The sequence below is a fragment of the Bradyrhizobium sp. A5 genome (assembly GCF_042076515.1).
Taxonomy (GTDB): domain Bacteria; phylum Pseudomonadota; class Alphaproteobacteria; order Rhizobiales; family Xanthobacteraceae; genus Bradyrhizobium; species Bradyrhizobium cosmicum.
Genome location: NZ_CP148990.1, coordinates 6,296,334 through 6,321,150 on the forward strand (window position 1 = coordinate 6,296,334; position 24,817 = coordinate 6,321,150).

General features: G+C 64.9%; 19 protein-coding genes. 10 read left to right on the forward strand and 9 right to left on the reverse strand.

Annotated features, from left to right (window positions below; all coding sequences use genetic code 11):
• Positions 1 to 26 precede the first annotated feature (26 nt).
• Positions 27 to 779, forward strand: a complete 753-nt coding sequence (locus tag WHZ77_RS29795; RefSeq protein ID WP_375311211.1) for a sulfite exporter TauE/SafE family protein — start codon at positions 27 to 29, stop codon at positions 777 to 779.
• Between the two features lie 5 nt (positions 780 to 784).
• Here the strand turns inward: WHZ77_RS29795 and WHZ77_RS29800 are convergent, their stop codons facing one another.
• Together WHZ77_RS29800 and WHZ77_RS29805 are read right to left on the reverse strand one after the other, a co-directional pair.
• Complete coding sequence (locus tag WHZ77_RS29800; RefSeq protein WP_375311212.1) at positions 785 to 1,195, reverse strand: GFA family protein; 411 nt, start codon at positions 1,193 to 1,195, stop codon at positions 785 to 787.
• 69 nt (positions 1,196 to 1,264) lie between these two features.
• On the reverse strand, positions 1,265 to 1,897 hold the full coding sequence (locus WHZ77_RS29805; RefSeq protein WP_375311213.1) for a LysE family translocator: 633 nt from the start codon (positions 1,895 to 1,897) through the stop codon (positions 1,265 to 1,267).
• A gap of 235 nt (positions 1,898 to 2,132) precedes the next feature.
• On the opposite strand from WHZ77_RS29805, the gene WHZ77_RS29810 reads away from it, so the two are divergent.
• Together WHZ77_RS29810 and WHZ77_RS29815 are read left to right on the forward strand one after the other, a co-directional pair.
• Entirely contained in the window at positions 2,133 to 3,929 is a 1,797-nt protein-coding gene (locus WHZ77_RS29810; RefSeq protein WP_375311214.1) for an adenylate/guanylate cyclase domain-containing protein, read from the forward strand.
• A gap of 186 nt (positions 3,930 to 4,115) precedes the next feature.
• Entirely contained in the window at positions 4,116 to 6,923 is a 2,808-nt protein-coding gene (locus WHZ77_RS29815) for a di-heme-cytochrome C peroxidase (protein ID WP_375311215.1), read from the forward strand.
• A 32-nt stretch (positions 6,924 to 6,955) separates the two neighbouring features.
• Here the strand turns inward: WHZ77_RS29815 and WHZ77_RS29820 are convergent, their stop codons facing one another.
• A complete protein-coding gene (locus WHZ77_RS29820) occupies positions 6,956 to 7,903 on the reverse strand; it encodes an alpha/beta fold hydrolase (RefSeq protein ID WP_015688755.1) in 948 nt (315 codons plus the stop codon).
• Positions 7,904 to 8,111: 208 nt separating this feature from the next.
• Between WHZ77_RS29820 and WHZ77_RS29825 the strand changes: the two genes are divergently transcribed.
• The gene (locus WHZ77_RS29825; RefSeq protein WP_259173305.1) at positions 8,112 to 8,582 is read left to right on the forward strand and encodes an Hsp20 family protein; all 471 of its coding nucleotides are present in this window, start codon (positions 8,112 to 8,114) and stop codon (positions 8,580 to 8,582) included.
• A 154-nt stretch (positions 8,583 to 8,736) separates the two neighbouring features.
• The gene (locus WHZ77_RS29830) at positions 8,737 to 9,507 is read left to right on the forward strand and encodes an alpha/beta fold hydrolase (protein WP_375311216.1); all 771 of its coding nucleotides are present in this window, start codon (positions 8,737 to 8,739) and stop codon (positions 9,505 to 9,507) included.
• A gap of 61 nt (positions 9,508 to 9,568) precedes the next feature.
• Here WHZ77_RS29830 and WHZ77_RS29835 read toward each other — a convergent pair whose 3' ends face one another.
• Positions 9,569 to 10,306, reverse strand: a complete 738-nt coding sequence (locus tag WHZ77_RS29835) for a hypothetical protein (RefSeq protein ID WP_375311217.1) — start codon at positions 10,304 to 10,306, stop codon at positions 9,569 to 9,571.
• Positions 10,307 to 10,797: 491 nt separating this feature from the next.
• Between WHZ77_RS29835 and gltB the strand changes: the two genes are divergently transcribed.
• Both gltB and WHZ77_RS29845 read left to right on the forward strand, forming a co-directional pair.
• Positions 10,798 to 15,531: a glutamate synthase large subunit gene (gltB, locus tag WHZ77_RS29840; protein WP_375311218.1), complete on the forward strand. Its 4,734-nt coding sequence runs from the start codon at positions 10,798 to 10,800 to the stop codon at positions 15,529 to 15,531.
• Positions 15,532 to 15,707: 176 nt separating this feature from the next.
• Positions 15,708 to 17,159, forward strand: coding sequence for a glutamate synthase subunit beta (locus tag WHZ77_RS29845; RefSeq protein WP_375311219.1), 1,452 nt, complete (start codon positions 15,708 to 15,710; stop codon positions 17,157 to 17,159).
• A 176-nt stretch (positions 17,160 to 17,335) separates the two neighbouring features.
• On the opposite strand, the gene WHZ77_RS29850 is transcribed toward WHZ77_RS29845, so the two are convergent.
• On the reverse strand, positions 17,336 to 19,093 hold the full coding sequence (locus WHZ77_RS29850; protein WP_375311220.1) for an outer membrane beta-barrel protein: 1,758 nt from the start codon (positions 19,091 to 19,093) through the stop codon (positions 17,336 to 17,338).
• Positions 19,094 to 19,286: 193 nt separating this feature from the next.
• Between WHZ77_RS29850 and WHZ77_RS29855 the strand changes: the two genes are divergently transcribed.
• Positions 19,287 to 20,294 (forward strand): SIS domain-containing protein, encoded by a 1,008-nt coding sequence (locus WHZ77_RS29855; RefSeq protein ID WP_041749085.1) that lies wholly within the window; start codon positions 19,287 to 19,289, stop codon positions 20,292 to 20,294.
• 160 nt (positions 20,295 to 20,454) lie between these two features.
• Here the strand turns inward: WHZ77_RS29855 and WHZ77_RS29860 are convergent, their stop codons facing one another.
• Positions 20,455 to 21,006, reverse strand: coding sequence for a carboxymuconolactone decarboxylase family protein (locus WHZ77_RS29860; RefSeq protein WP_375311221.1), 552 nt, complete (start codon positions 21,004 to 21,006; stop codon positions 20,455 to 20,457).
• A 74-nt stretch (positions 21,007 to 21,080) separates the two neighbouring features.
• Between WHZ77_RS29860 and WHZ77_RS29865 the strand changes: the two genes are divergently transcribed.
• Positions 21,081 to 21,464, forward strand: a complete 384-nt coding sequence (locus WHZ77_RS29865; protein WP_375311222.1) for a winged helix-turn-helix transcriptional regulator — start codon at positions 21,081 to 21,083, stop codon at positions 21,462 to 21,464.
• Between the two features lie 87 nt (positions 21,465 to 21,551).
• Here the strand turns inward: WHZ77_RS29865 and WHZ77_RS29870 are convergent, their stop codons facing one another.
• The 3 genes from WHZ77_RS29870 to hemH form a co-directional block, all read right to left on the reverse strand.
• Positions 21,552 to 21,995: an NfeD family protein gene (locus tag WHZ77_RS29870; RefSeq protein ID WP_375311223.1), complete on the reverse strand. Its 444-nt coding sequence runs from the start codon at positions 21,993 to 21,995 to the stop codon at positions 21,552 to 21,554.
• Positions 21,996 to 22,047: 52 nt separating this feature from the next.
• Complete coding sequence (locus tag WHZ77_RS29875) at positions 22,048 to 23,043, reverse strand: SPFH domain-containing protein (protein ID WP_375311224.1); 996 nt, start codon at positions 23,041 to 23,043, stop codon at positions 22,048 to 22,050.
• A gap of 234 nt (positions 23,044 to 23,277) precedes the next feature.
• Entirely contained in the window at positions 23,278 to 24,315 is a 1,038-nt protein-coding gene (gene hemH / locus WHZ77_RS29880) for a ferrochelatase (protein WP_375311225.1), read from the reverse strand.
• A gap of 80 nt (positions 24,316 to 24,395) precedes the next feature.
• On the opposite strand from hemH, the gene WHZ77_RS29885 reads away from it, so the two are divergent.
• Positions 24,396 to 24,794, forward strand: a complete 399-nt coding sequence (locus WHZ77_RS29885) for an MAPEG family protein (protein ID WP_375311226.1) — start codon at positions 24,396 to 24,398, stop codon at positions 24,792 to 24,794.
• The last annotated feature ends 23 nt before the right edge of the window (positions 24,795 to 24,817 follow it).

Genomic DNA, 24,817 nt, shown 5'->3' on the forward strand with positions numbered 1-24,817 from the left:
ACGCGGCTTCGGTCAATGTGCCCGGTATGATCGACCCGCTTCTCATTGTCATCGCTGCCGTCTTCCTGATCGCCGGATTCGTCAAGGGCGTGGTCGGACTCGGCCTGCCGACGGTGTCCATGGGCCTGCTCGCGGTGAGCATGGCGCCAAGCCGCGCAATCGCCATTGTGATCGTGCCGGCCATCGTCACCAACATCTGGCAGACCTTCGCCGGCCCCTATTTGCGCGATATCCTGAGGCGGCTTTGGCCGCTGATGATCGGCACCGTGATCGGCTGCTGGCTCAATGCCGGCGCACTGACCGGCCCGCATGCGCGCTACGGCACGATCGTGCTCGGCGTCCTGCTGGTGATCTACGCGGTGATCGGGCTGAACAAGTTCCAGTTCCACGTCGCGCCAGAGAACGAGAAATGGGTCGGCGGCGTGGTCGGCGTGATCACCGGCATGATCTCGGCCTCGACAGGCGTGCAGGTGATCCCCTCGATGCCGTTCATGCAGGCGATCGGCATGGAGAAGGACGAGCTCGTGCAGGCGCTCGGCGTGTTCTTCACGACCGCGACGCTGGCACTCGCCTTCACCCTGACCGCCGGCGGATTGCTGACGCCGGCCAACGCCGTGCCGGGCGCCGTGGGCATGGCCATGGCCTTTGCCGGCATGTTCATCGGCCAGTCGGTGCGGGCGCGGATGCCGGCGGAAGCGTTTCGCCGCTGGTTCCTGATCGCGATGATCTTGCTCGGCCTCTATCTCGCCGGCAGCGCGCTGGCGAAAGAGTTTGCCTGAGACGCTCAGGATTTCGGTTCGAAGCCCGGCACCCATTTTTCGTGCTGGGGCAGATCGTCCTGGATCGTCCACCACGGCGCGCGCGATGAGATGAAGACATGCAGGCGAGGCCTGACTTGCGGATCGTCGTCGAGCAGGCCGGCGGGAATGCTGACGGTCGGCAGATAGCTCGCCCTGCCCGGCGTCAGGCAGCCGCAGGTCCTGCAGCGATAGCGGAAACTCCCCGGCGCGGATTCATAAGCCACGGTCATGTCCTCGCCGGCGACGAAGCGAAACTTGTCGGCATCGACATGGGCGTAGGTGGCGAACGCAGCGCCCGTGAGCTTGCGGCAATTGGCGCAATGACAATGCGTCAGCGCGCGCACCTGATCGACCTCGAAACGCACGGCGCCGCAGAGACAGCTTCCACGAACCATCGAAACCTCCCTCCCGCGCGGCCTCTACCTGGCCGATCGCGGGCTGCACCAGTCATTCGTTCGAACGAGCTACCGCGTCTCCAGCATGGCGACGCGGATGCCGAGATAGATGAAGAGGCCGCCGAGCGCGCGGTTGACCCAGGCGATTGCGCCCTCCGAACTCCGCAGGCGGTGCGCGGCCTTGGCCGCGAACGCCGCCAGCACCAGGCACCACAGCGTCCCCGTAAAGATGAAGATCAGGCCGAGCGTCAGGAAGGCGAGCGGCTTGTGCGCGGAATCGGCTGCGACGAATTGCGGCAGGAAGGCCAGGAAGAACAGCGCGACCTTGGGATTGAGCGCGTTGGTGAAAATGCCCTGGAAGAAGACCCGCCGCAGCGAACTCCGCACCGGCTCGTCGATCGCCGAGGCCAGCACCGGACGCGACCACAGCATCTGAAGTCCTGTTACGACCAGATAGGCCGCGCCAACCAGCTTCAGCATCGAGAACGCAGTCGACGAGGCCATCAGCAGGGCCGACAGGCCGATCGCCGCGGCCGCAACGTGGAAAAAGCAGCCGCAACTGATGCCGAGCGCGGCAGCGGCGCCGCCTCGCCAACCCATCTGCATGCTGCGTCCTATCACATAGACGGAGTCCGGCCCCGGCGTGATGTTGAGCAGCACGCCCGACAGGATGAAGAGCCAGATTTCGTGAATGCCCAGCATGTGAGGTGCCCCCGCCGCCCCCGCTCCGCTTCTCAAGCGGCGGGCTTAGTCGGTTCACCCGCCCCCGTCCACCGCCGGATTTGCGGAGTATTTACCTCGAATTTGCAATGCGGATCATACTATCGCTCGGCCGCATCTGCTCTATAAAGGCACGGTTCTTGATATGCGGGATTCGAGGCGGCTGCCACGCCGTGGCCGGTCACAGATCCCTTCCAAGTCTCTGGAGCCCCGGAATATGGAAAGACGTCTGGCTGCTATCGTCTGCGCCGATGTCGCCGGCTATTCGCGCATGATGGGCAGCGACGAGGCCGGCACCCATGCCGCCTTCAAGGCCCACCGCAGCGCGATCCATCCCATCATCCTCAATCACGGCGGCCGCGTCATCAAGAACACCGGCGACGGCTTCCTGCTGGAGTTCCCCTCTATCGTTGGCGCCACCGAGGCGTCGATCGCGATGCAGACGCTGATGGCGGAGCGCAACCACCATCTGCCCGCCGACCGCGCCATGCAGTTCCGGCTCGGCATCCATATGGGCGACGTCATCGCCGACGAGGACGAGGTGTTCGGTGACGATGTCAACATTGCCGTCCGCCTCGAATCCGTGGCGAGCCCCGGCGGCTTCGCTATCTCGGCCAAGGCCTACAAGGAGGCAAGCCGGCATCTGACCGTGCCGCTGGTCGATGGCGGCAACCATCGCCTCAAGAACATCAAGGACCCGGTCGCGATCTGGACCTGGTCCCCGGAAGGCACACCGGCGCTGGCCCCCGAGCTGCGGGAAGCATCGGCGCTGTCGCAACAGTACCGCACCGCCATCGTCGGCGTGCTGCCCTTCGCCAATCTCAGCGATGCCCAGGACGAATATTTCTCCGACGGACTGACCGAGGATCTGATCCACGCGCTGTCGCTGCAATCGTTCTATCGCGTGCTGAGCCGCAACTCGACCTTCGCCTTCAAGGGCAACAATGTCAGCACCCGGCTGATCGCGCGGGAGATCGACGCCACATACCTGATCCAGGGCTCGGTGCGGCGAGCCGGAGCCAAGATTCGCGTCACCGCCGAGCTGATCGCGCCGGAAACCGGCGAGCAGCTCTGGACCGGCCGCTACGACCGCGACATCGGCGACCTCTTCGCGATGCAGGACGAGATCACCACCAATTTGTCCGCCGCCATCGCCACCGAGATCGTCCGGGCGGAAGCATCGGCACCGGCGCGGCTCTCGACCGACGTGACCGCCTGGGACCGCTTCCTCAAGGGGCTGTCGCATTACTACCGGCAGACCAAGGAAGATCTGCACATCGCCATCGACCTGTTCGGGGAGGCCATCAAGCTCGACTCCAAACTGTCGATCGCGCACGCTTATCTCGCCACGATCCAGATCCAGAGCATCCAGTTCGGCTGGATCAAGGGCACGCGCGAGATGTGGGCGGAAGCGATGAAGCTCGCCGAGACCAGCGTGCGGCTCGACCCGCGCTCCTCCTTCGCCTTCTCGATCCTGTCCTGGGCGCACGGGATGGAAGGGCATTACGAGGCGGCGATGGACGCCGCCAAGCGGGCCGTCGCGCTCAACCCCTATGACAACGGCGCACGCGGCGTGCTCGGCATCTGCCATTTCATCGTCGGCGAGCATCGCGAAGCGATCGAGCTGTTCTCGATGGCCTCGCAGCGCGACAACAGCGACCCGCGCTACCAATGGGCGGCGCTGAACGCTTTCAGCCATTATCTGCTGGGGCAGTACGACGCGACGCTGTCATGGGCCCGCGAGCAGCTCTACATCAACCCGAACCATATGCAGGCGCTGGCGATCCGGGCCGCGGCGCTGGCGCAGTTGGGCCGCACCGGCGAAGCCACCGAAGCCGCCGGCGTGCTCATGGGCCATTACCCGACCCTGAACGTGGACCGGCACTTGCGCAATTTCCACTGGAAGCGGCCCGAGGACCTCGCCCATTACCGCGACGGGCTTCTGAAAGCGGGGGTGCCGCTCGCCAGGCTGACCTTGATCCAGAGCGACGTCAAACGCGCGGCGGAGTCCTGACCGGCGGGCCGCGGTCAGCGGCAACTCGTCGGCGCCCTCCGGCCCGCTTTTGTTGCTAGGACAGTGAATTCAGCCACACTTCGCTACACGCTGAAGTAGTATAGCCTGATGCCGGTTTGTTAGGACTTTCCGCGCTTGATCGGCGCGCCTGCATTTGACGATTCGCCGTTCTCAGGATTTTGGGCCATGAACGACCCCGCCTCGAAGCCCCCTTTCGATCCCTCGATCCAGGTCTCGCCGAATAATCCCTGTCCGTTCCTGCGCGGCCTCGTGGGCGAAGGTTTTGTCGATGGCGGCACCGTCCCGCTGCGGACGCTGTCACAGACCATCGCAAATGCGAGCGGCGAGACCGGGCTGAAGAAGACCTCGGCTCGCATCCAGGTCCGCGGCGTCGCGCTGATCGCCAACGGAGCCTGTCACATTCTGCAAAGCCTCTTCTGGGGCGCACAGCTCAATGCGCTGCGCGGCGGCCCGCTCGACAAGCTCGGTGCCGGCTCGCGCATCCTTAGCGTCGACGGGCGCGTCAACGAGGACGAGATTGCGCGACTCGCAAGCTTCGGCGGCACCTATGCCGATCCCGATGGCGGCGCCGAGACCGGACTCAACGCCGCGCAGATCCAGACCTTCATGGCCGACAATCTCAAGCGCGCCGGTAATCAATCGCGCTGGTACTACCCGATCCTGATGAAGTTCGAATGGCCGATCCTGCTCAAGATCATGGGCAAGGGTCAGGGTGATGACCGCTATCTCAGCGTGGCCGAGGTGAGGACATTGTTCAACGAGCGCAAATTACCTGACAGGATCACCCAGCGGATCGTCGCCCAGCCGGTCAAACCGCCCTCGCTCATATTGCGCGCTGCCGGCGGATTGGTCGCCGCGCTCCTTCTCTTCGGCGTCGTCGCGCTGCGCTTTCCCGATCAATTCCAGCCGATGCTGCCCGGCATCCTCGGCGACCTCGTAGCGCCGCCATTGCCGCAGCACGTCGAACCCCGCGCCGCGTACTGGCTCGAGCAAAACTGGGCGCTGGAAGACCGGCACTGGTTTCATCACGCCAGCCAGGGCACCGCGACCTTCCCGGTGCCCTATAGCTGGTTCATGGCGCTCGAGCAGCCGCGGCTCCACTTCTTCGCAAAGCCCGGAATGCTGCATGACAGCGACCATCTGCAGCGCTTCGGCTTCATCCCCAGCCCTCAGACGATCAACACCGACGACGCCACGCTGCGCCGGTTCGGCTATGCTAACGTCTACGACAAGACGAAGCCAGTGCCGGCGCGGCTTTGGGATCCGCCGGTTAACTGGGGTGCCCAGGCTGAAAACGTCGACGGCCTGCCCGTCGGGTTTGCGCGCATGACCGGCGTGCCCGATCCCGCGACCGGCAAGATCGGCGAGGACCGGATCGGCCTGACCTGCGCAGCCTGCCACACCGGCCAGATCCACTACAAAGGCATCGACATCCGTTTCGACGGCGGCCCGGCGATGACCGACCTGAGGAAGCTCGAGGTCACGACCGGCCTGTCGATCGCCTACACTCTCCTCGTGCCGGGTCGCTTCACGCGCTTCGCCGACCGTGTGCTCGGCGCCTCCGCCAGCGATGCGGATCGCGATGCGCTGAAGCAGAAGCTGCGCACGATCAGCACATTCCTGATCGACTGGGAAAAGACCTACGCAAAGACCATCGACGGCAAGACGAGGTTCAACGAGAAGACGAAGCGGGAAGAGCCGCAGCAGGACACGGAGGAAGGATACGGCCGCCTCGACGCGCTCAACCGCATCGGCAATCAGGTCTTCGCCCAGGACATGACGCTCAGCGGCCTCAGCGGCTTCGAGAAGAATCTGCATGCCAAGGATGCGCCGGTCAGCTTCCCGCCGATCTGGACCGTGCCCTGGCTCAAATTCGCGCAATATGACGCGTCCATCGAACAACCGCTGATCCGCAACGCCGGCGAAGCGCTGGGCGTGACCGCGCTGCTCAATTTGTCCGACAATACGCCCAAGGACACGCTGTTCCGCTCGTCGATGGACATCAAGAATCTGAACTGGATCGAGGATCTGCTGAAGGGGTCGGCGCCCCATCCGAAAAAGCAGCTCTCAGGATTGACATCGCCGAAATGGCCGTCGGACATATTTGGCGATGCTGCGTGGAAGATCGATGGCGAACGCGTCAAGAACGGCCGTAAGCTCTACGCGCAGATCTGCGCCGAATGCCATCTCGGGCCGGTGAACGATCCGGTGTTCGACAGCGAGTTTCCCGACCAGAGCATCTGGTCGTCGTCGCGGTGGGAAACCATCGGCGACGACAAATTCCTGAACGAGGTCCAGAAAAGCGCCAAAGGCATGGGGACCGACCCCGCTCAGGCCAGCGTGCTAGCGACACGAACGGTTCAGGTGCCGGGCTTTCTCAAGCTCGATCCCACGCAGAAACTCAATGCCTGGTGGAGCTGCAATCTGCCGGATGTTTCTTCGACCGATATGCCGTACTCGCTTGGCCTGATGGTGCTCGTCGACATCGTCAGCCGCAAAGCGATGGACGACGCCAAGATCGACCCGAAGGATCAGCAGGCCTGGTGGGGTAAGCGCAAGAACTGCCCCAACCCCGGTCCTCAGCCGCCCGAAAAGACGGAGCCGGGGCCGTGGTATCGCGCGCGCCCGCTCAACGGCGTCTGGGCCACCGCGCCTTACCTGCACAACGGATCAGTACCCTCGCTCTACTGGATGCTGAGCCCCGCAGCCGAGCGCCCCAAATCGTTCTGCATGGGCGGTGGTCGCGACTACGATCCGAAGCAGGTCGGCTTCGCGGTCGCCGACGGAGAGAGCTGCAAGACCGGGCAGTCGCGCTTCTCGACGCGAGCGTCGGACGGCACCGAGATGTTCGGTAACAGCAATGCCGGCCACTCGTTCGATGGCACGCCAGGCCCCGGCAAGGACGGCACTATCGGCCGCGTGCTCAAGGAACAAGAGCGCTACGACCTGATCGAGTATCTGAAGACGCTATAGCGCTGCGAGGGAGCGCACCGGCGCTGCCGCTCTCACTTGAACAGCGGCGTGCCCGGCACGAAGGCGTCGAAGGCGGCCCAGAACTGGGAGCGGTAGCGGTCCTGCTCCTGGAGGATTTCGTGCTTGGCGCCGGCGATCACGAGATGGGAGCCGGCGCGTAAGTGATAGGCGAATTCCTCGATCGCCGCGGTCGAGACCACGGTGTCGTTGGATGCCGCCAGCATCAGGATCGGCTGGCGTATCTCGGAGGGGTAGTGCATGCCCTTGAAGGTGTGCATCGCGCGGAAGGCGGTATCCGCCCAGGCGACCGTCGGTGACGCCAGCCCGAGCGTTGGATCCTCCTCCAGGATTGCGGCGTTGCGCGCATAGCGCACGGGATCGCTGGTCAGGGGATTGTTGATGAAGGGGTTGAGCCCGGTGATCTGGTCGCTGCCGCCAGGGACATAGCGGCCGCCCATCCCCATCAGGCGCATCGTCTTCAAAAGCGCTCGCGCCGGCAACGAGGTGGCGCGGCCGGGCAGGTCGATCATCGGCGCCGACAGCACCATGCGGTCGAACCAGCGCTTGCCGGCATGCGCCACCCGCAGCAGTACGGTGCCACCCATGGAATGGGCGAGCGCGAAAAAGGGCGGCGGGCAATCCGGCAGCACCACTTGCTGCACGAAGGTCTCGACGTCGATCTCGAAATCGGAGAAGTCGCGCACATAGCCCTTGCGTGGATCGCGCAGGCGGCGCGAGGAATGGCCCTGCCCGCGCCAGTCGATCATCGCCACCGCAAAGCCGCGGTCGCGCAGGTCACGCACGGTCTCGAAATATTTCTCGATCTGTTCGCTGCGCCCGGTGAACACGCAGACCGTGCCCTTGCGGCCCGCCGGCGGCGCCCAGCGCGCAAAGCGCAGCTCGACGCCGTCGGGCGTCTTGATGGTGCCGCTGACGACGTTTTCGGGCACGGGATTGGACGGAATCGAGACCAGCGTCATTGGGCGCAAAGTGCTGAAAATCAGGGGGCGGGAGCGCCGAAAAGGCGCAGGTTGCCGCCCTCTTGAACGCAGTGTCCCTGAACCCATATCACCATGGTGCAGGCCGCTACCAGTGTTTCGGAACCGGAACATCAGGCTGCACACAGACGAAAGCCCGGCCCGATTGGCGGGCGGGTTAGCCAACAGTCGCTCAATGGAGGACTTGACCATGCGTACCTACGATCTCACCCCCTTCTACCGTTCCACCGTCGGCTTCGACCGTCTCTTCAACCTGCTCGACCAGGCCGGTTCGGATGGCAGCCCCGGTTATCCCCCCTACAACATCGAGCGTACCGGCGAGAACACCTACCGCATCACCGTTGCGGTCTCGGGCTTCGCCAAGGATGAGCTCTCCCTCGTCGCGAAGGAAAACACGCTGACGATCAAGGGCGAGAAAGTCGCGAACGAGAACAGCAAGGCCGAAGTGCTCTATCGCGGCATCGCCGCGCGTGCCTTCGAGCGCGCCTTCCAGCTTGCCGACTTCGTGCAGGTAAAGGACGCCTCCCTCGAGAACGGGCTGCTTCACGTCGACCTCGTCCGCGAGATTCCCGAGGCCAAGAAGCCACGTCAGATCGCCATCAACGTCGGCGCGCCGAAGGCGCAGGTGATCGAGAACTCGGCCGCGCAAGTCGCCGCGTAAAACACGCGCACCACTTCCAGGTTGCGAAAACGCCCCGGTGCCCCGGGGCGTTTTTTCGTGTTGCACCGCATCACAGAGCGGTGAGGACGCGTAACGTCGCAGCCCCGCGCTCCGTCATTTGGACGTCGCACCCAAAACAAGACGGAGAACGATCATGACACTTTGGCGCAGCCTTTTCGTCGCCGCGAGCCTGCTGGCGGCCCCTCTCAGCCTCGCTCACGCCCAGCCCCCGCAGACCGTGAAGACCAGGAACGTCGTGCTGGTGCACGGCGCCTGGGCCGATGGCTCGAGCTGGTCGGAGGTGATCCCGGTCCTCCAGGCCGCGGGCCTGCACGTGACCGCCGTGCAAAATCCGCTGTCGTCGCTTGCGGACTCCGTCGAGGCGACCAGGCGCGCGCTGGCCGAGCAGGACGGGCCGACCGTGCTGGTCGCGCATTCCTGGGGCGGCACCGTGATCAGCCAGGTCGGTACCGACCCGAAGGTGTCCGGCCTCGTCTACGTCGCCGCGCGCGCCCCCGATGCGAACGAGGATTTCGTCGCGCTGTCGAAGCAGTTTCCGACCGGCCCGGTGCGCGCCGGCATCGTCGAGCGCGACGGCTACACCAAGCTCTCGGAAGACGCGTTCCTGAAGTATTTCGCCAATGGCGTGAAGCCGGAGCGGGCCAGGGAGCTCTATGCGGTGCAATGGCCGACAGCCGCCTCGATCTTCGCCAGCCGCACCACGGAAGCGGCGTGGCACACCAAGCCGAGCTGGTACGCGGTCTCGAAGAACGACGACACCATCAATCCTGACCTCGAGCGCTTCCTCGCCAAGCGCATGAACGCAACCACGGTCGAGCTCGATGCCGGCCACCTCTCGCTGGTGTCGCATCCGAAGGAGGTGGCGAACCTGATCCTGGAAGCGGCGGGGTATGGACGAAGCTGAGCGGTAATCGCCTTCGTGAAAAAGCGCCCGAGATGTTCGGGCGCTTTTGTTTTGCTCAGCTCTAATCCAGCCCCTGCGCGGCCGGCATCTCCTGGGTCGGCAGGATCGTCGGCGCGGACTTGGCCTGACCCACAGTTGGCGCAGCAGCCTCGGCCGGCTTTGCCTGCACGGCGGCGGTCTGCGTCGCGGGCTCGGCCGGCTTCGCCGCTGCGACAGGCGCCCCGCCACGCGGCGGAGCGGCCTTCGGCAGCGGCATGGCGCGGCTGGCGACATGCGGGATCAGGGCTGGCGGACGTGGCGGGCCGCCGCGGACCATGGTGGGCGGCGGCAGCGCGCTTTGCGGCCCGTAAGGCACGACCGCGCGCCCCTCGAAAGCGGGGGCCATGCCGTAGGCGTCGGCGGCCGGCATGAAGCGCAAAATTCTGCCGTCGCGGGCGTCGATCACGAGCCGGCCGCCATCGCCGCGGCGGTCGATCACCGCGATGGTATAGACGCTGCCGCGCAGGCGCGGGATGCCGAGCGGCGAGAAGCCGTTGTCGCGCAGCACCGCGTAGACCTCGGTCGAGGGCAGCAGCGCCGGTGCCGGGCCGCGCTCCTCGTAGCCGTAACCGTAGCCGTAGCGCGGCGGCGGTGGCGGCGCGGCCTCCGGCGGTGCATAGGGCCCGTCGAAATCGGACACGGCGATTGCGGCCCCGACTGAAATACCGTTCGCCGGGACTTGCGCAAGAATCTGCGCTTGAGCCGCGGTCGCAGCCAGCGCCAGCGCGGCGGCGGCCACACATCCTGTGAAAAACTTCATGATCGGCACGCTCCTGTCAGGCCCCCGAATGCCTCGCGCGCTTTCGCTTCTTGTGGCGTGACGCGCCTTTCGAAGGGGTGATCCGAAGCTTCACTGGGGATTCCGGCGCCGCTTGGGCCGGATCAGGGCGCGTTTGCTTCAAAACGGGGGCCGCGCAACTTCCGGAAAGCGATTGATTGACAGATCGGGAATCGGGACTTTCGCGCGCTTGTGTGATAGACAAAAATTTGGCAAGGTGATGGTTAGGACAGGAAGACTGTCTCAATTTTGCTTGCGGTTCCGGCATACGGATTGCAATGAAAGTCGGTGCTCTCGAGCACCAGGAAGGCAACAGGCAAAGCCGTTCTCGGGGACGAAGAACGCCTAGCCTGAGCTCTAAGAAAATGCGGCTCGCAGCGGACGAGCGGTGACCCAGAAGCGGGTGCCGCGGAACGCCCAAGGTGCGCCGACGAGAGCGGTGAGGCAGCTTGCCGCATGGAGAGGACGAGGACATGAACGGGTCGCAATTCGAGCGCGCAAACATCGTGGCAGAAGAACTGTCGGCGACGGTCGCCTCGAAAACGACCGATCCGATTCAGGAACACAATTCGCGTCCGCCGGCCGTGGGCCTCTACGATCCGAGCCTGGAGAAGGATTCCTGCGGCGTCGGCTTCATCGCCAACATCAAGGGCAAGAAGTCCCACGAGATCGTCTCGGACGCGCTCAGCATCCTCTGCAATCTCGAGCATCGCGGCGCTGTCGGCGCCGACCCGCGCGCCGGCGACGGCGCCGGCATTCTGGTGCAGATCCCGCACGCCTTCTTCAGCCGCAAGGCTGGGGAGCTCGGCTTCGCGCTGCCTCAGCCCGGCGAATACGCCATCGGCGCGCTGTTCCTGCCGCGTGACACCGCCTGGCGCAACGTCATCAAGAGCATCATCGCCGACCAGATCAAGGAAGAGGGCCTGACCCTGCTCGGCTGGCGCGACGTGCCGACCGACAATTCCTCGCTCGGCGTCACCGTGAAGCCGACCGAGCCCGCCTGCATGCAGGTGTTCATCGGCCGCAACGGCACCGCCAAGACCGAGGACGATTTCGAGCGCCGGCTTTACATCCTGCGCAAGTCGATCTCGCAGGCGATCTATCAGCGCCGCGACCGCGGGCTTGCGGGCTATTACCCCTGCTCGATGTCCTGCCGCACCGTGATCTACAAGGGCATGTTCCTCGCCGACCAGCTCGGCAAGTACTATCCCGACCTGCATGAGAAGGATTTCGAGAGCGCGCTGGCGCTGGTGCATCAGCGCTTCTCGACCAACACCTTCCCGGCATGGTCGCTGGCGCATCCCTACCGCATGATCGCGCATAACGGCGAGATCAACACGCTGCGCGGCAACACCAACTGGATGGCGGCGCGCCAGGCCTCGGTGAGTTCCGAGCTCTACGGCAAGGATATCAACCGGCTCTGGCCGATCTCCTACGAAGGCCAGTCGGACACCGCCTGCTTCGACAACGCCCTCGAATTCCTGGTGCAGGGCGGCTACTCGCTGCCGCACGCGGTCATGATGATGATTCCGGAGGCGTGGGCCGGCAATCCCCTGATGGATGAGACGCGGCGCGCCTTCTACGAATATCACGCCGCGCTGATGGAGCCGTGGGACGGTCCCGCCGCGATCGCCTTCACCGACGGCCGCAAGATCGGCGCCACGCTCGACCGCAACGGATTGCGGCCGGCGCGCTATCTCGTGACCAAGGACGACCGCATCGTGATGGCGTCCGAGATGGGCGTGCTGACGATTCCCGAGGACCAGATCATCACCAAGTGGCGGCTGCAGCCCGGCAAGATGCTGCTGGTCGACCTCGAGCAGGGCCGCCTGATCCCCGACGACGAGATCAAGGCCGATCTCGCCAGGAGCCATCCCTACAAGGAGTGGCTGGAGCGGACCCAGATCGTGCTCGAAGAGCTGCCGAAGGTGCCGACCACCGGCGTGCGCTCCAACCTGTCGCTGCTCGATCGCCAGCAGGCGTTCGGCTACAGCCAGGAAGACATCACGATCCTGATGACGCCGATGGCCTCCATCGGTGAGGAAGCAGCGGGCTCCATGGGCAACGACACGCCGATCTCGGCGCTGTCGGACAAGGCCAAGCCGCTGTTCACCTATTTCAAGCAGAACTTCGCGCAGGTCACGAACCCGCCGATCGACCCGATCCGCGAGGAGCTGGTGATGAGCCTGGTCTCGATCATCGGACCGCGGCCGAACCTGTTCGACCTGCAGGGTCTCGCCACCACCAAGCGTCTGGAAACGCGCCAGCCGATCCTGACCGACGCCGATCTCGAAAAGATCCGCTCGATCTCGGAAGTGGCTGAATCGCACTTCAAGTCGCGCACGCTCGACACCACCTTCCACGCCGGCCTCGGCGCGGCCGGGATGGACCAAGTGCTCGACGAACTCTGCGCGCGCGCGGAAAGCGCGGTGCGCGAAGGCGTCAATATCATCATCCTGTCCGACCGCATGGTCGGCAGCGACCGCGTTCCGATCCCCTCGCTGCTGGCCTGCGCCGCCGTGCATCATCACCTGATCCGCACCGGCCTGCGCACTTCGGTCGGCCTCGTCGTCGAATCCGGCGAGCCGCGCGAAGTGCATCACTTCGCGTGCCTCGCCGGCTACGGCGCCGAAGCGATCAATCCTTACCTGGCGTTCGAGACCATCATCGCGATGAAGGACCGCCTGCCCGGCTCGCTCGACGACTATGAGATCGTCAAGCGCTACATCAAGTCGATCGGCAAGGGCCTTTTGAAGGTGATGTCCAAGATGGGCATCTCGACCTACCAGTCCTATTGCGGCGCGCAGATCTTCGACGCGGTCGGGCTGAAGGCGGACTTCGTCGGAAAGTTCTTCGCCGGCACGCATACCCGCGTCGAGGGCGTGGGCCTGGCCGAGATCGCGGAAGAAGCCGTCCGCCGCCATGCCGACGCGTTCGGCGAAGCGCTGGTCTACAAGACCTCGCTCGACGTCGGCGGCGAATATGCCTATCGCAGCCGCGGCGAGGACCATGCCTGGACCGCGGAATCGGTCGGACTGCTTCAGCACGCCGCGCGCGGCAATTCGCTGGACCGCTATCGCGCCTTCGCAAAGATCCTGAACGAGCAGTCGGAGCGCCTGCTGACGCTGCGCGGCCTGTTCCGGATCAAGAACGCCGAGGAAGACAAGCGCAAGCCGGTTCCGCTCGACCAGGTCGAATCGGCCAAGGACATCGTCAAGCGTTTCGCCACCGGCGCGATGAGCTTCGGCTCGATCTCGCGTGAGGCGCATACTACCCTCGCGATCGCCATGAACCGGATCGGCGGCAAGTCGAATACCGGCGAAGGCGGCGAGGAAGCCGACCGCTTCAAGCCGCTGCCGAACGGCGACAGCATGCGCTCGGCGATCAAGCAGGTCGCCTCGGGCCGCTTCGGCGTCACCACGGAGTATCTCGTCAACTCCGACATGATGCAGATCAAGATGGCGCAGGGTGCCAAGCCCGGCGAAGGCGGCCAGCTGCCCGGCCACAAGGTCGACGCGACCATCGCCAAGGTTCGCCACTCAACGCCCGGCGTCGGCCTGATCTCGCCACCGCCGCACCACGACATCTACTCGATCGAGGACCTGGCGCAGCTCATCTACGACCTCAAGAACGTCAACCCGACCGGTGACGTCTCGGTCAAGCTCGTCTCGGAAATCGGCGTCGGCACGGTCGCCGCGGGTGTCGCCAAGGCGCGCGCCGACCATGTCACTATCGCGGGCTTCGAGGGCGGCACCGGCGCTTCGCCGCTGACCTCGATCAAGCATGCCGGCTCGCCGTGGGAAATCGGCCTCGCCGAAACCCACCAGACGCTGGTGCGCGAGCGGCTGCGCAGCCGCATCGTGGTCCAGGTCGACGGCGGCTTCCGAACCGGCCGTGACGTCGTGATCGGCGCGCTGCTGGGGGCCGACGAGTTCGGCTTCGCCACCGCGCCGCTGATCGCGGCCGGCTGCATCATGATGCGCAAGTGCCATCTCAACACCTGCCCGGTCGGGGTCGCGACGCAGGACCCGATCCTGCGCAAGCGCTTCACCGGCCAGCCCGAGCACGTGATCAACTACTTCTTCTTCGTCGCGGAGGAAGTCCGCGAGATCATGGCCTCGCTCGGCTTCCGCACCTTCAACGAGATGGTCGGCCAGGTTCAGCTGCTCGACCAGACCAAGCTGGTCGCGCACTGGAAGGCCAAGGGCCTCGATTTCTCCAAGCTGTTCGTCAAGCAGAAGGAAGAGAAGGGCCAGAAGATCTATCATTCCGAGCGCCAGAACCATCATCTGGAAGCCGTGCTCGACCGTACGCTGATCGAGAAGGCGCAGCCCGCGCTCGATCGCGGCGCACCGGTGAAGATCGACGCCGCCATCAACAGCACCAACCGTTCCGCCGGCGCGATGCTGTCGGGCGCGGTCGCCAAGATCTACGGCCATGCCGGCCTGCCGCACGACACCATCCAGGTCAGCCTCAAGGGCACCGCAGGCCAGGCCTTCGGTGCGTGGCTGGCGCAAGGCGTCACCTTCGAGCTGGAAGGTGAAGCCAACGACTATGTCGGCAAGGGACTGTCGGGCGGCAAGATCATCGTCAAGCCGCCGAAGAACTCGGGCATCGTGCCGGAAGAGAGCATCATCGTCGGCAACACCGTGATGTACGGCGCGATCCAGGGCGAGTGCTACTTCCGCGGCATCGCCGGCGAACGCTTCGCCGTGCGCAACTCCGGCGCGGTCGCCGTGGTCGAAGGCGCGGGCGATCATTGCTGTGAATACATGACCGGCGGCATCGTGGTCGTGCTCGGCAAGACCGGGCGCAACTTCGCGGCCGGCATGTCCGGCGGCATCGCCTATGTGCTGGACGAGACCGGCGACTTCGACAAGCTGTGCAACATGGCGATGGTCGAGCTCGAGCCGGTGCTGTCGGAAGAGATGATCAACGCCGACAGCTATCACGCCAGCGGCGATCTCGAGGCCCATGGGCGGGTCGACGTGTTCAAGGATTTGCTCGCCTCCGACGTCGAGCGCTTGCACATCCTGATCACGCGCCACGCGAAAGCGACCGACTCCAAGCGCGCCGCCGACATCCTTGCGAACTGGAAGGATTGGCTCCCCAAATTCCGCAAGGTGATGCCGGTCGAGTACCGGCGCGCACTGCGCGAACTGGCCGCCAACGCGGACGCCGAGCCGAAAATCGCGATCGGGGCGTAAGAGTATCAGCGCCCGTCATTGCGAGCGCAGCGAAGCAGTCCAGACCTTCTCCTGAGCAACAGACTGGATTGCTTCGTCGCTTAAGTCCAAAATTGCTTCGCAATTTTGTCACGAGCTCCTCGCAATGACGGTTGAAGAAGCAACAAACGAATTAAGCGGCAGGGACTTCGGGTTTAATGGGCAAGATCACGGGTTTTCTGGAAATCGAACGGCATGACCGCAAGTACGCACCGGTCGCCGAGCGCGTGAAGCATTTTCACGAATTCGTCGTTCCCCTCTCCGAGAAGGAAACGCGCGACCAGGCCGCGCGCTGCATGAACTGCGGCATTCCTTATTGCCACGGCACCGGCTCGGTCACGCCGGGCACGCCGGGCTGCCCGGTCAACAACCAGATCCCCGATTTCAACGACCTCGTCTATCAGGGCAACTGGGAAGAGGCCTCGCGCAACCTGCACTCGACCAACAATTTCCCTGAATTCACCGGGCGCATCTGTCCGGCGCCATGCGAAGCGTCCTGTACGCTCAACATCGACGACAACCCGGTCACCATCAAGACCATCGAATGCGCCATTGTCGACCGCGCCTGGGACAATGGCTGGCTGAAGCCTGAAATTGCCTCCCGCAAGACCGGCAAGAAGGTCGCGGTGATCGGCTCGGGTCCGGCCGGCATGGCCTGCGCGCAGCAACTGGCGCGCGCCGGCCACGACGTGCATTTGTTCGAGAAGTACGCCAAGGCCGGCGGCCTGCTACGCTACGGCATCCCCGACTTCAAGATGGAGAAGGGCATCATCGACCGCCGCGTCAAGCAAATGGAAGGCGAAGGCGTCACCTTCCACTACAACAGCCATGTCGGCGCTGAAGGCAATGTCGATCCGCGCGAACTGCTCAACGCGTACGACGCCGTTGCGCTCACCGGCGGCGCCGAGGCCCCGCGCGACCTGCCGATCCCCGGCCGCGACCTCGCCGGGATCCATTACGCCATGGACTTCCTGCCGCAGCAGAACCGCCGCGTCTCCGAGGAACCGCTGGGCGGCGTCACCGAGATTCTGGCGGGCGGCAAGCATGTCGTCGTCATCGGCGGCGGCGACACCGGCTCTGACTGCATCGGCACCTCGCTGCGCCAGGGCGCTCTGTCGGTGACCCAGCTCGAGATCATGTCCGCGCCGCCCGAGCACGAGAACAAGGGCCTGACCTGGCCGAACTGGCCGCTGAAGATGCGCACCTCCTCCAGCCAGGCCGAAGGCGCCGTCCGCGAATTCGCCGTGCTGACACAGAAGTTCTCCGGCGAGAACGGCCAGGTCAAGAAGCTGCACTGCGTCCGCGTCGACGACAAGTTCAAGCCGATTGTCGGCACCGAATTCGTTCTCGACGCCGACCTCGTCCTGCTCGCGATGGGTTTCGTGCACCCCGTGCACGAGGGCCTCTTGAAGCTGCTCTCGGTCGAGCTCGACCCGCGCGGCAACGTCAAGGCCAACACGTTGGACTACCAGACCTCGCGCCCGAACGTGTTCTCCGCCGGTGACATGCGCCGCGGCCAATCGCTGGTGGTGTGGGCGATCCGTGAGGGCCGACTGTGTGCAAGGTCGATCGATACGTTCCTGATGGGGAAGACGGATCTGCCGCGGTAGGTTAGCCGCTACACTGTCATTCCGGGGCGCGCGAAGCGCGAGCCCGGAATCCATTCATCCACGCCCCCTGAGGCCCGATGGATTCCGGGCTCGCGCCAAATGGGGCGCCCCGGAATGTCGAGCGGAGAGAGCCGCGCCATCGCGCCTCTCTCACACCAAACGCACGCCAACAGGCGTCAATTCTGCAACCTCACCCCAACCATCACTACCGTCCCCTGCGAGCTCGAACCTGCCTGGTTCGAATCCAGGATGTCATGCCGCAGCGTGCCCTTCACCCAGATGTTGCGGTTGAGCTTGTAGATCAAATTGCCTTCGAGTGAGTAGGTTTTGTCGTTCCGACCTTGATTCTGATAGTCGTAGGTGCCGTAGGTGAACTTGCCGACCGCGGTCAGCCAGCGGCGGAAGTCGTGATCGACCTCGGCGGCGTAGGTGTGCACCAGCACGCCGGAGGAGCCGGGGATCGTTGTCTCCGCGATCTGCGTGTCGGTGGCGAATTTCACCGTGGTCAGGCCGCTCGCGTTCCAGATCAGCGAGCCCGAGGTGAGGAAGCCCGCCAGCTGGCTGAGGCGCGGATCGACATAGTTGCGCGCGGAATAGCCGACCGAGACTTCGCCGGTGAGGATGCGCGAGAACTCAAAGGACGAACCGACCTTGGCGTAGCCGCCGTTGGAATCGCGGAAATAGCCGTTGCGGTCGGCGGCCTCGTCGTGGATTCGGGTGTCGCCCTGGATCTCGACGAACGGCTTCAGGCCCGGCTTGAGATCGTAGGAGAAGCGCCCGACGCCGCCATACTGGTTGAAGTCGCGGTCGTGGTTGTCGAAGATCGAGCCGTCGGTGAGTTTCGAATCCGTGTAGGCGGTGCGATCCACCGTCGCGCCGGCCGCGACCTGGAAGCGGTTGAAGGTCTGGTCGAACCCGACCGTGGTGCCGTAGCTAGCATAGATGGGATATTTCTGCAGGCCGGCCTGCACGTTCGGACTGCCGGGATTGTCGGTGGCGAGCCGCAGGCGCAGCTGCGAGGTCAGCTTGAGATCGCGGTCGACGTCGAGGCGGCCATCGATGTGGCCGGTGAAATCGGGGCGGTCGATCTCGACCGGCGAGGGTGAGGCGAAGCCGTCGATCGTCGCCGGCATGTTGTTGGTGTATCCCGAGAACGAGCCGCGCAGATCGGCGACCAGCGCGTGGCGCTCCCAGTCGGACGCGACGAGGAGGTCTGGCGCGACGACATAGACCGGCGAGCCGATCGGCTTGTTGAGGCGCGCCGGATTGGTGTCGTAGCCGGCGGAGAGCTCGAGCCCGCCCTTGATCAGAAAGCTGCCGGCGTAATCGCCGACCGCGCCGAACGCATCGTCATCCGCCTTGAGACGGCGGCGCAGCGGCTGGCCAGGCACGGTGCCCGCCATCGCGGCCGGCACCGGCGCCTTGTTGGCGGAGGCGGATGGCGGCGGCGCGATCTTCGGCAGGCCGAGCGTAGACGGCTGCGGCTTCGTGGTCGGCAAAGGCGAGCCGGGACCAGCGCGCTTCGGCTTCGGCTGGCCGGGATAGAGCTTGGGCTGCTGCCGCTTGCGGTTGAGCGAGTCGTAGCCGGAGCTGCTGGCGCCGTTTGCGGCGGGCAGGCCATAGGTCGGGACCTGATTGGTCGGGGTCTGGCCGCTACGCGAGGCCGCCGGCGCCTGCTGGCGCTTGCGCGGATCGGCATTGGGGTCGGGCGGCGTCGGCAGAGTGTCCGACGGCGCCTGCGGGACGCCTGCGGTGCGGCGCGTCGGCAGCGTGTCGGGCGAAGCGAAGCCGCCGCGGGTGGGATTGAAGAGGTCGGGGGTGAGGCTCTGGGCGGCGGCCGGCGCGTTTCCGAGGGCGGTCAGCACGAGGCACGGCAAGGCCGCACGCAGGAAATGCGCGCGTTTGCTCCGGCTGGTGCCTGGAGACGACCCCACGATGGAATTACCCCAACGAAATCAGATACTTTAACGATCATCCCCGCCGGCTGGCGGAGACCATCGTTAATGGAGTTAAAACAATTATGGTTAATGACCGGTTGAGGGTCCCGGAGGTCGCGTCGCCTCGCCCGCCCGGGCGTGCTAAGCAGGCGCCAACGGGCCACCGCCCCACCCTTCCTTGGACGAAAACATGCCGAGATCGAAACCGCTGATGACCCAATCATCCGGCTCCACCCCTGCCAGCGTCGAATCCGCGCTCCGCACGCTGGAGACGGAGAGCGGCGGCATCAACGCCCTCGCCGCCGCCCTGCGCGGCCCACTGGGCGAGACCTTTGCCAAGGCGGTCGATCTGATCCGCAATGCCAAGGGCCGCGTCATCGTCACCGGGCTCGGCAAGTCCGGCCACATGGCACGCAAGATCGCCGCGACCCTGGCTTCGACCGGCACGCCGGCCTTCTTCGTCCACACCGCGGAGGCCGCCCATGGCGACCTCGGCATGATCACCACCGACGACGTCATCATGGCGCTGTCCTGGTCCGGCGAGCAGCCGGAAATGAAGACCCTCGTGAACTATTCGGCGCGCTTCGCGATCCCAATGATCGCGGTGACGTCCAGCGCGACTTCCTCGCTGGGCCAGGCTGCCGACCTCGTGATCGAGCTGCCGAAAGCGCGCGAGGCCTGCCCGCACAATCTGGCGCCGACCACCTCGACCATGATGCAGGTCGCGATCGGCGACGCCATCGCGATCGCGCTGCTCGAAGGCCGCGGCTTCACCGCGCTGGAGTTCGCCCACTTCCACCCCGGCGGCAAGCTGGGGGCGATGCTGAAATTCGTCCGCGATTACATGCGCACGGGCGCGGAGATCCCGGTCAAGCCGCTCGGCGCCGAGATGTCGGATGCGATCATGGAGATGTCGGCGAAGGGACTGGGCTGCGTCTGCATCGTGGATGATGCCGGCAGAATCGCAGGCATCATCACCGACGGCGATCTGCGCCGCAACATGCGGCCCGATTTGCTGACGGTGGTTGTCGACGACATCATGACGAAGCAACCCAAGACCGTGCCGCCCTCGATGCTCGCCAGCGAGATGATCGAGGTGCTGAACACGCGCAAGATCACCACGCTGGTCGTAACGGAAGCGGACAAGGTGGTCGGCATCGTGCATCTGCACGATCTGTTGCGCGCGGGCGTGGCGTAAGGCGCCCCCTCTCTCCACTCGTCATTCCGGGGCGCGCCCGTTTGGGCGCGAGCCCGGAATCCATACTCCCGATGGTGGTTATGGATTCCGGGCTCGCGACTTTGTCGCGCCCCGGAATGACGGCAGGATGAGCTACTCCTCGCAATGACGGCGGTTAGAGCTACGCCGGAAACCGCGCCGCATTCTGCTCCAGCGGCAGTCGCAGCCCGTTCGCCAGATACGACACCATGCGATAGAAGCCGCACAGCAGCATGATCTCCAGAATCTGCGCCTCGTCGTAATGCTTCGCGAGCACGGCGAATTCGGCGTCGCTCAGCGTCGCACGGTGATGCAGCGCATCCACGGCTGCGATCAGCGCCTGCTCGGCCAACGACCAGCACGGTGACGCCGCATCGCCCCCGACGGTCGCGCGGATTTCCTCCGCGGTGAGTTTCGCCGGGCCAGCGAAGATCGCAACGTGCACGCCCCATTCATATTCGCACCCGGTCAGCGCGCAGGTGCGGTCGATGACGATCTCACGCTGGCGCAGGGAGAGCGGACCGGGATCGAGCAGGCCGCCGGCGCGAAACTTGTCCCAGGCGCGGCTGTGGCCCGCCATCACCCGGAACAGCACCAGCGGTGGCGCGCCGCGCATGATGCGGTCGAACTGCGCCTGGATCTCCGGGGGATAAGGCGGCGTGAGCGGGGCAATGCGCGGCCCAGGCTGGGACATTCGCTGTCTCCATATGCTACAATTAATGTAGCATATTGCTACACTATTTGTAGCATCGCGCAAGAGGGCCCGGGATGACGAAACAGCCAGCATCAGGCAAGGTCCGCGGCTCGCGCACCGGGCGGCCGATCATGGCGCTGCTCGACCTGCTGGGCCGGCGCTGGAGCCTGCGTATCCTCTGGGAATTGCGTGACGCGCCCCTCACCTCGCGCGCACTTCGCACGGCCTGCGACAAGGCCTCACCGACGGTGCTGCAGGCGCGCCTGACGGAGTTGCGTGCGGCGGGGTTCGTGGAGCTGGGCGACGGCGGCGGCTATGGGCTGACGCCGCTCGGGCGGGAATTGTGCGAGACGTTCATGCCGCTGCACCGGTTTGCGGAGAAGTGGCGGAGCGCTTCCCCCTCTCCCCGCTTGCGGGGAGAGGGTCGGGGTGAGGGGGAGCCTCTGCGCAAACGGTGAGAGACGGACTCGCGGAGAGTCCCCCTCACCCGGATACATCTGCGATGCAATCCGGCCTCTCCCCGCATGCGGGGAGAGGCGAAGCGACTACGCCGCAGCCACCGTCAAATTGACGCCGTCCACCTGAACCACCTTCACCCGCGTTCCGGCCGGCGTATCGGGACCTGCGACACGCCACACCGTATCGCCGATGCGCATGGTGCCGTTGCCGTCGACGATCGGCTTCTCCAGCGTGAACTCGCGACCAAGCAGCGCCTCGGTGCGCTTGTTGAGGAAAGGGCTCGCGCTTGCATCCAGCTTCGGCCGGGCGAGCCGGCGCCACACCGGCACCGCGGCGGCGGCGAATACCGCGAACATCACGAGCTGGATCTGCCAGGATATGACGACCGTGAACGAGATCAGGCCGACCAGCAGCGCGGCCAGCCCGAGCCAGAACAGGAAGATGCCCGGTGCCAGCACCTCCAGCGCCATCAGGATGAAGCCGAAGATCAGCCAGTTCCAGGTACCGAGCGATACGAACATGTCGGTCATGACGCGACCTCCGAGAATTGGCGCGTGCCCCTGGACGGGGCATGCGCTTGATTTATCCCTGCCGCGGCGGCACCACCGGCGGCGTACCGCCGGTCGTCGGCACCGAACCGCGGCGCGCGGCCGCGGATGCCGCACTCTCGCCGAACGTCGCCTTGGCGATCTCGCCGATGCCGGCGAGCGAGCCGAGAATGCTGGTCGCCTCGATTGGAAGCATGATAATCTTCTGGTTCGGCGAGTCCGCCAATTGCCCGAACGCCTTGATATATTTGTCGGCGATGAAATAGTTCAGCGCCGCGACGTCGCCCTTGCTGATGGCGTCACTGACCATCTGCGTCGCCTTGGCCTCGGCCTCGGCTGACCGCTCGCGCGCCTCGGCGTCGCGGAACGCGGCTTCCTTGCGGCCTTCGGCCTGGAGGATCTGGCCCTGCTTGGCGCCTTCGGCGCGCAGGATCTCGGACTGGCGCTGGCCTTCGGCGGCGAGAATGTCGGCGCGCTTGACCCGCTCGGCCTTCATCTGCCGGCCCATGGCCTCGACGAGGTCGGCGGGCGGCACGATGTCCTTGATCTCGATACGGTTGACCTTGAGGCCCCAGGGCGACACCGCGGCGTCGACGACGCGGAGCAGGCGCTCGTTGATCTCGTCGCGATGCGACAGCACCTGGTCGAGATCCATCGCGCCCATCACCGAGCGGATGTTGGTCATGGTGAGGACGGTGATGGCCTGGGTCAGGTTGGAGACCTCGTAGCTCGCCTTCGCGGCGTCGAACACCTGGTAGAAGGCGACGCCGTCCACCGTCACGGTGGCGTTGTCCTTGGTGATGACCTCCTGCTCGGGGATATCGATCACCTGCTCCATCATGTTGATCTTGCGCCCGACGCGATCGAAATAGGGCACGATCAGATTGAGCCCGGGGCTCAGGGTCTGGGTGTATTTGCCGAACCGTTCGATGGTCCAGTCATAGCCCTGCGGCACCGTCTTCACGCCGGCGACCAGGGTGACGATGACGAGCAAAACCAGAACAATCGCGAAAATGTCGAAGCCGCTCATATATCCTCCAAGGCGGAAAAGCCGTTTCCCGCGCTGTCATTGGTCGGGATCGCGACCTTACCGGTTCAGCGGTCGCCGGTAACGTCGGTATCAGCGTGATTCTGCACAAGACGTGCGGACAAGGACCGGTCGCGATTATGTATTTGCGAAAGGCTCTTGAAAGCGAGCAGACGCAAACCTAGCGGCAAAAGTTAAGATTTCGAGCCGCACCGCGCGACTTGGTCTGAACGCCTCTCAAATCCAGCCCTGCAGCTCGCGCAGCACCAGGGTGCGGATCACGTCCATGCCGGGCTCGCTGTCGTTGAGACAGGGGATCGCGGAAAACTGTTCGCCGCCATTGTGCTTGAAGATCTCGGCGTTCTCCTGCGCGATCTCCTCCAGCGTCTCCAGGCAGTCGGCAGAGAAGCCGGGCGTCACCACCGCAATGCGGCGCACGCCTTCTTTGGCGAGCCGCTCCATGGTCTTGTCGGTGTAGGGCTGCAGCCACTCGTCATTGCCGAAGCGCGATTGGAAGGTCAGCAGCAGCTTCGTCTCATCCATGCCGAGCCGGCGGCGCAGGGCCTCGGTGGTGGCAACGCACTGGCCTTGATAGGGGTCGCCTTTGTCGACATAGGATTTCGGCATGCCGTGGAAGGAGGCGACGATCAGCTCCGGCTTGAACGGCAGGCTCGCCAGATGCGTCTCGATCGAGGTGGCGAGCGCCTCGATATAGGCCTCGTCCTCGTAGTAAGGCGGCGTCACCCGCAGCGTCGGCTGCGCGCGCAGCCGGGAGAGCACGCGGAACACTTCGTCACAGACGGTCGCCGAGGTCGGCGCGGAATATTGCGGATAGAGCGGGACGGCGAGGATGCGGTCGCACCCACGGGCGATCAGCCCGTCGATGCCCGACTTGATCGATGGATTGCCGTAACGCATCGCCCAGTCCACCACGACGTGATCGCGATCCGACAGCGCGGCCGCGAGCTTGTCGCTCTGCGAGCGCGTGATGGTCTTCAGCGGCGACTCGTTCTTCTCGGTGTTCCATATCTTCAGGTAGTCGAGCGCCTTGGTGCGGGGACGGCTGCGCAGGATGATCCCGTTCAGCACCACTTTCCAGATCAGGCCCTGATCCTCGATGACGCGGGCATCCGACAGAAATTCCTTCAAATAGACCCGCACGCCGGGCGCGTCGGCCGTATCAGGGGTGCCGAGATTGACCAGGAGCACGCCGACCCGCCCCCGGCTGGACTGAAGGAGGGGCTTCGCGGTCTCGATGGGGGCTATGGTCGTCATGATCCGTTGCGTCGCGCGTTGCACCGAACTTGTCAAGATTGGGCCGGTTTCGCTAGGGTCCGCGTCGAGGGGGAGGAACCATGACGCTGGCGGAATGGTGTGTATTCGGAGCGTTGTTGCTCTATCTGGTAACGATCGCTTCGATCAAATGGATCAGGTTTCGCGGATTCGACAATTCCCGGCCGCGTGACGCCGCCTTCTACGAAGACGCCCTCGCGCAGCGCGCGCTCGGCGCGCACCAGAACGGCATCGAGACCTTTCCGTTCTTCGCCTTCGCCGTCCTGCTTGCCGAGTATCGGGATTCGCCGCAGCGCCTGATCGACGAGCTGGCGGCGCTGTTCCTGATCGTGCGGATCGCCTACGTGCTGACCTATCTCGGCAACCGCCCGACGCTGCGCTCGATCCTCTGGAGCATCGGCTTTGCGATCAATCTCGGAATCTTCTTCATGCCCTTGTTGAAGAAGTTCTTGCCGGTGTGAGGCCTCTTCCTTCTCCCCTTGCC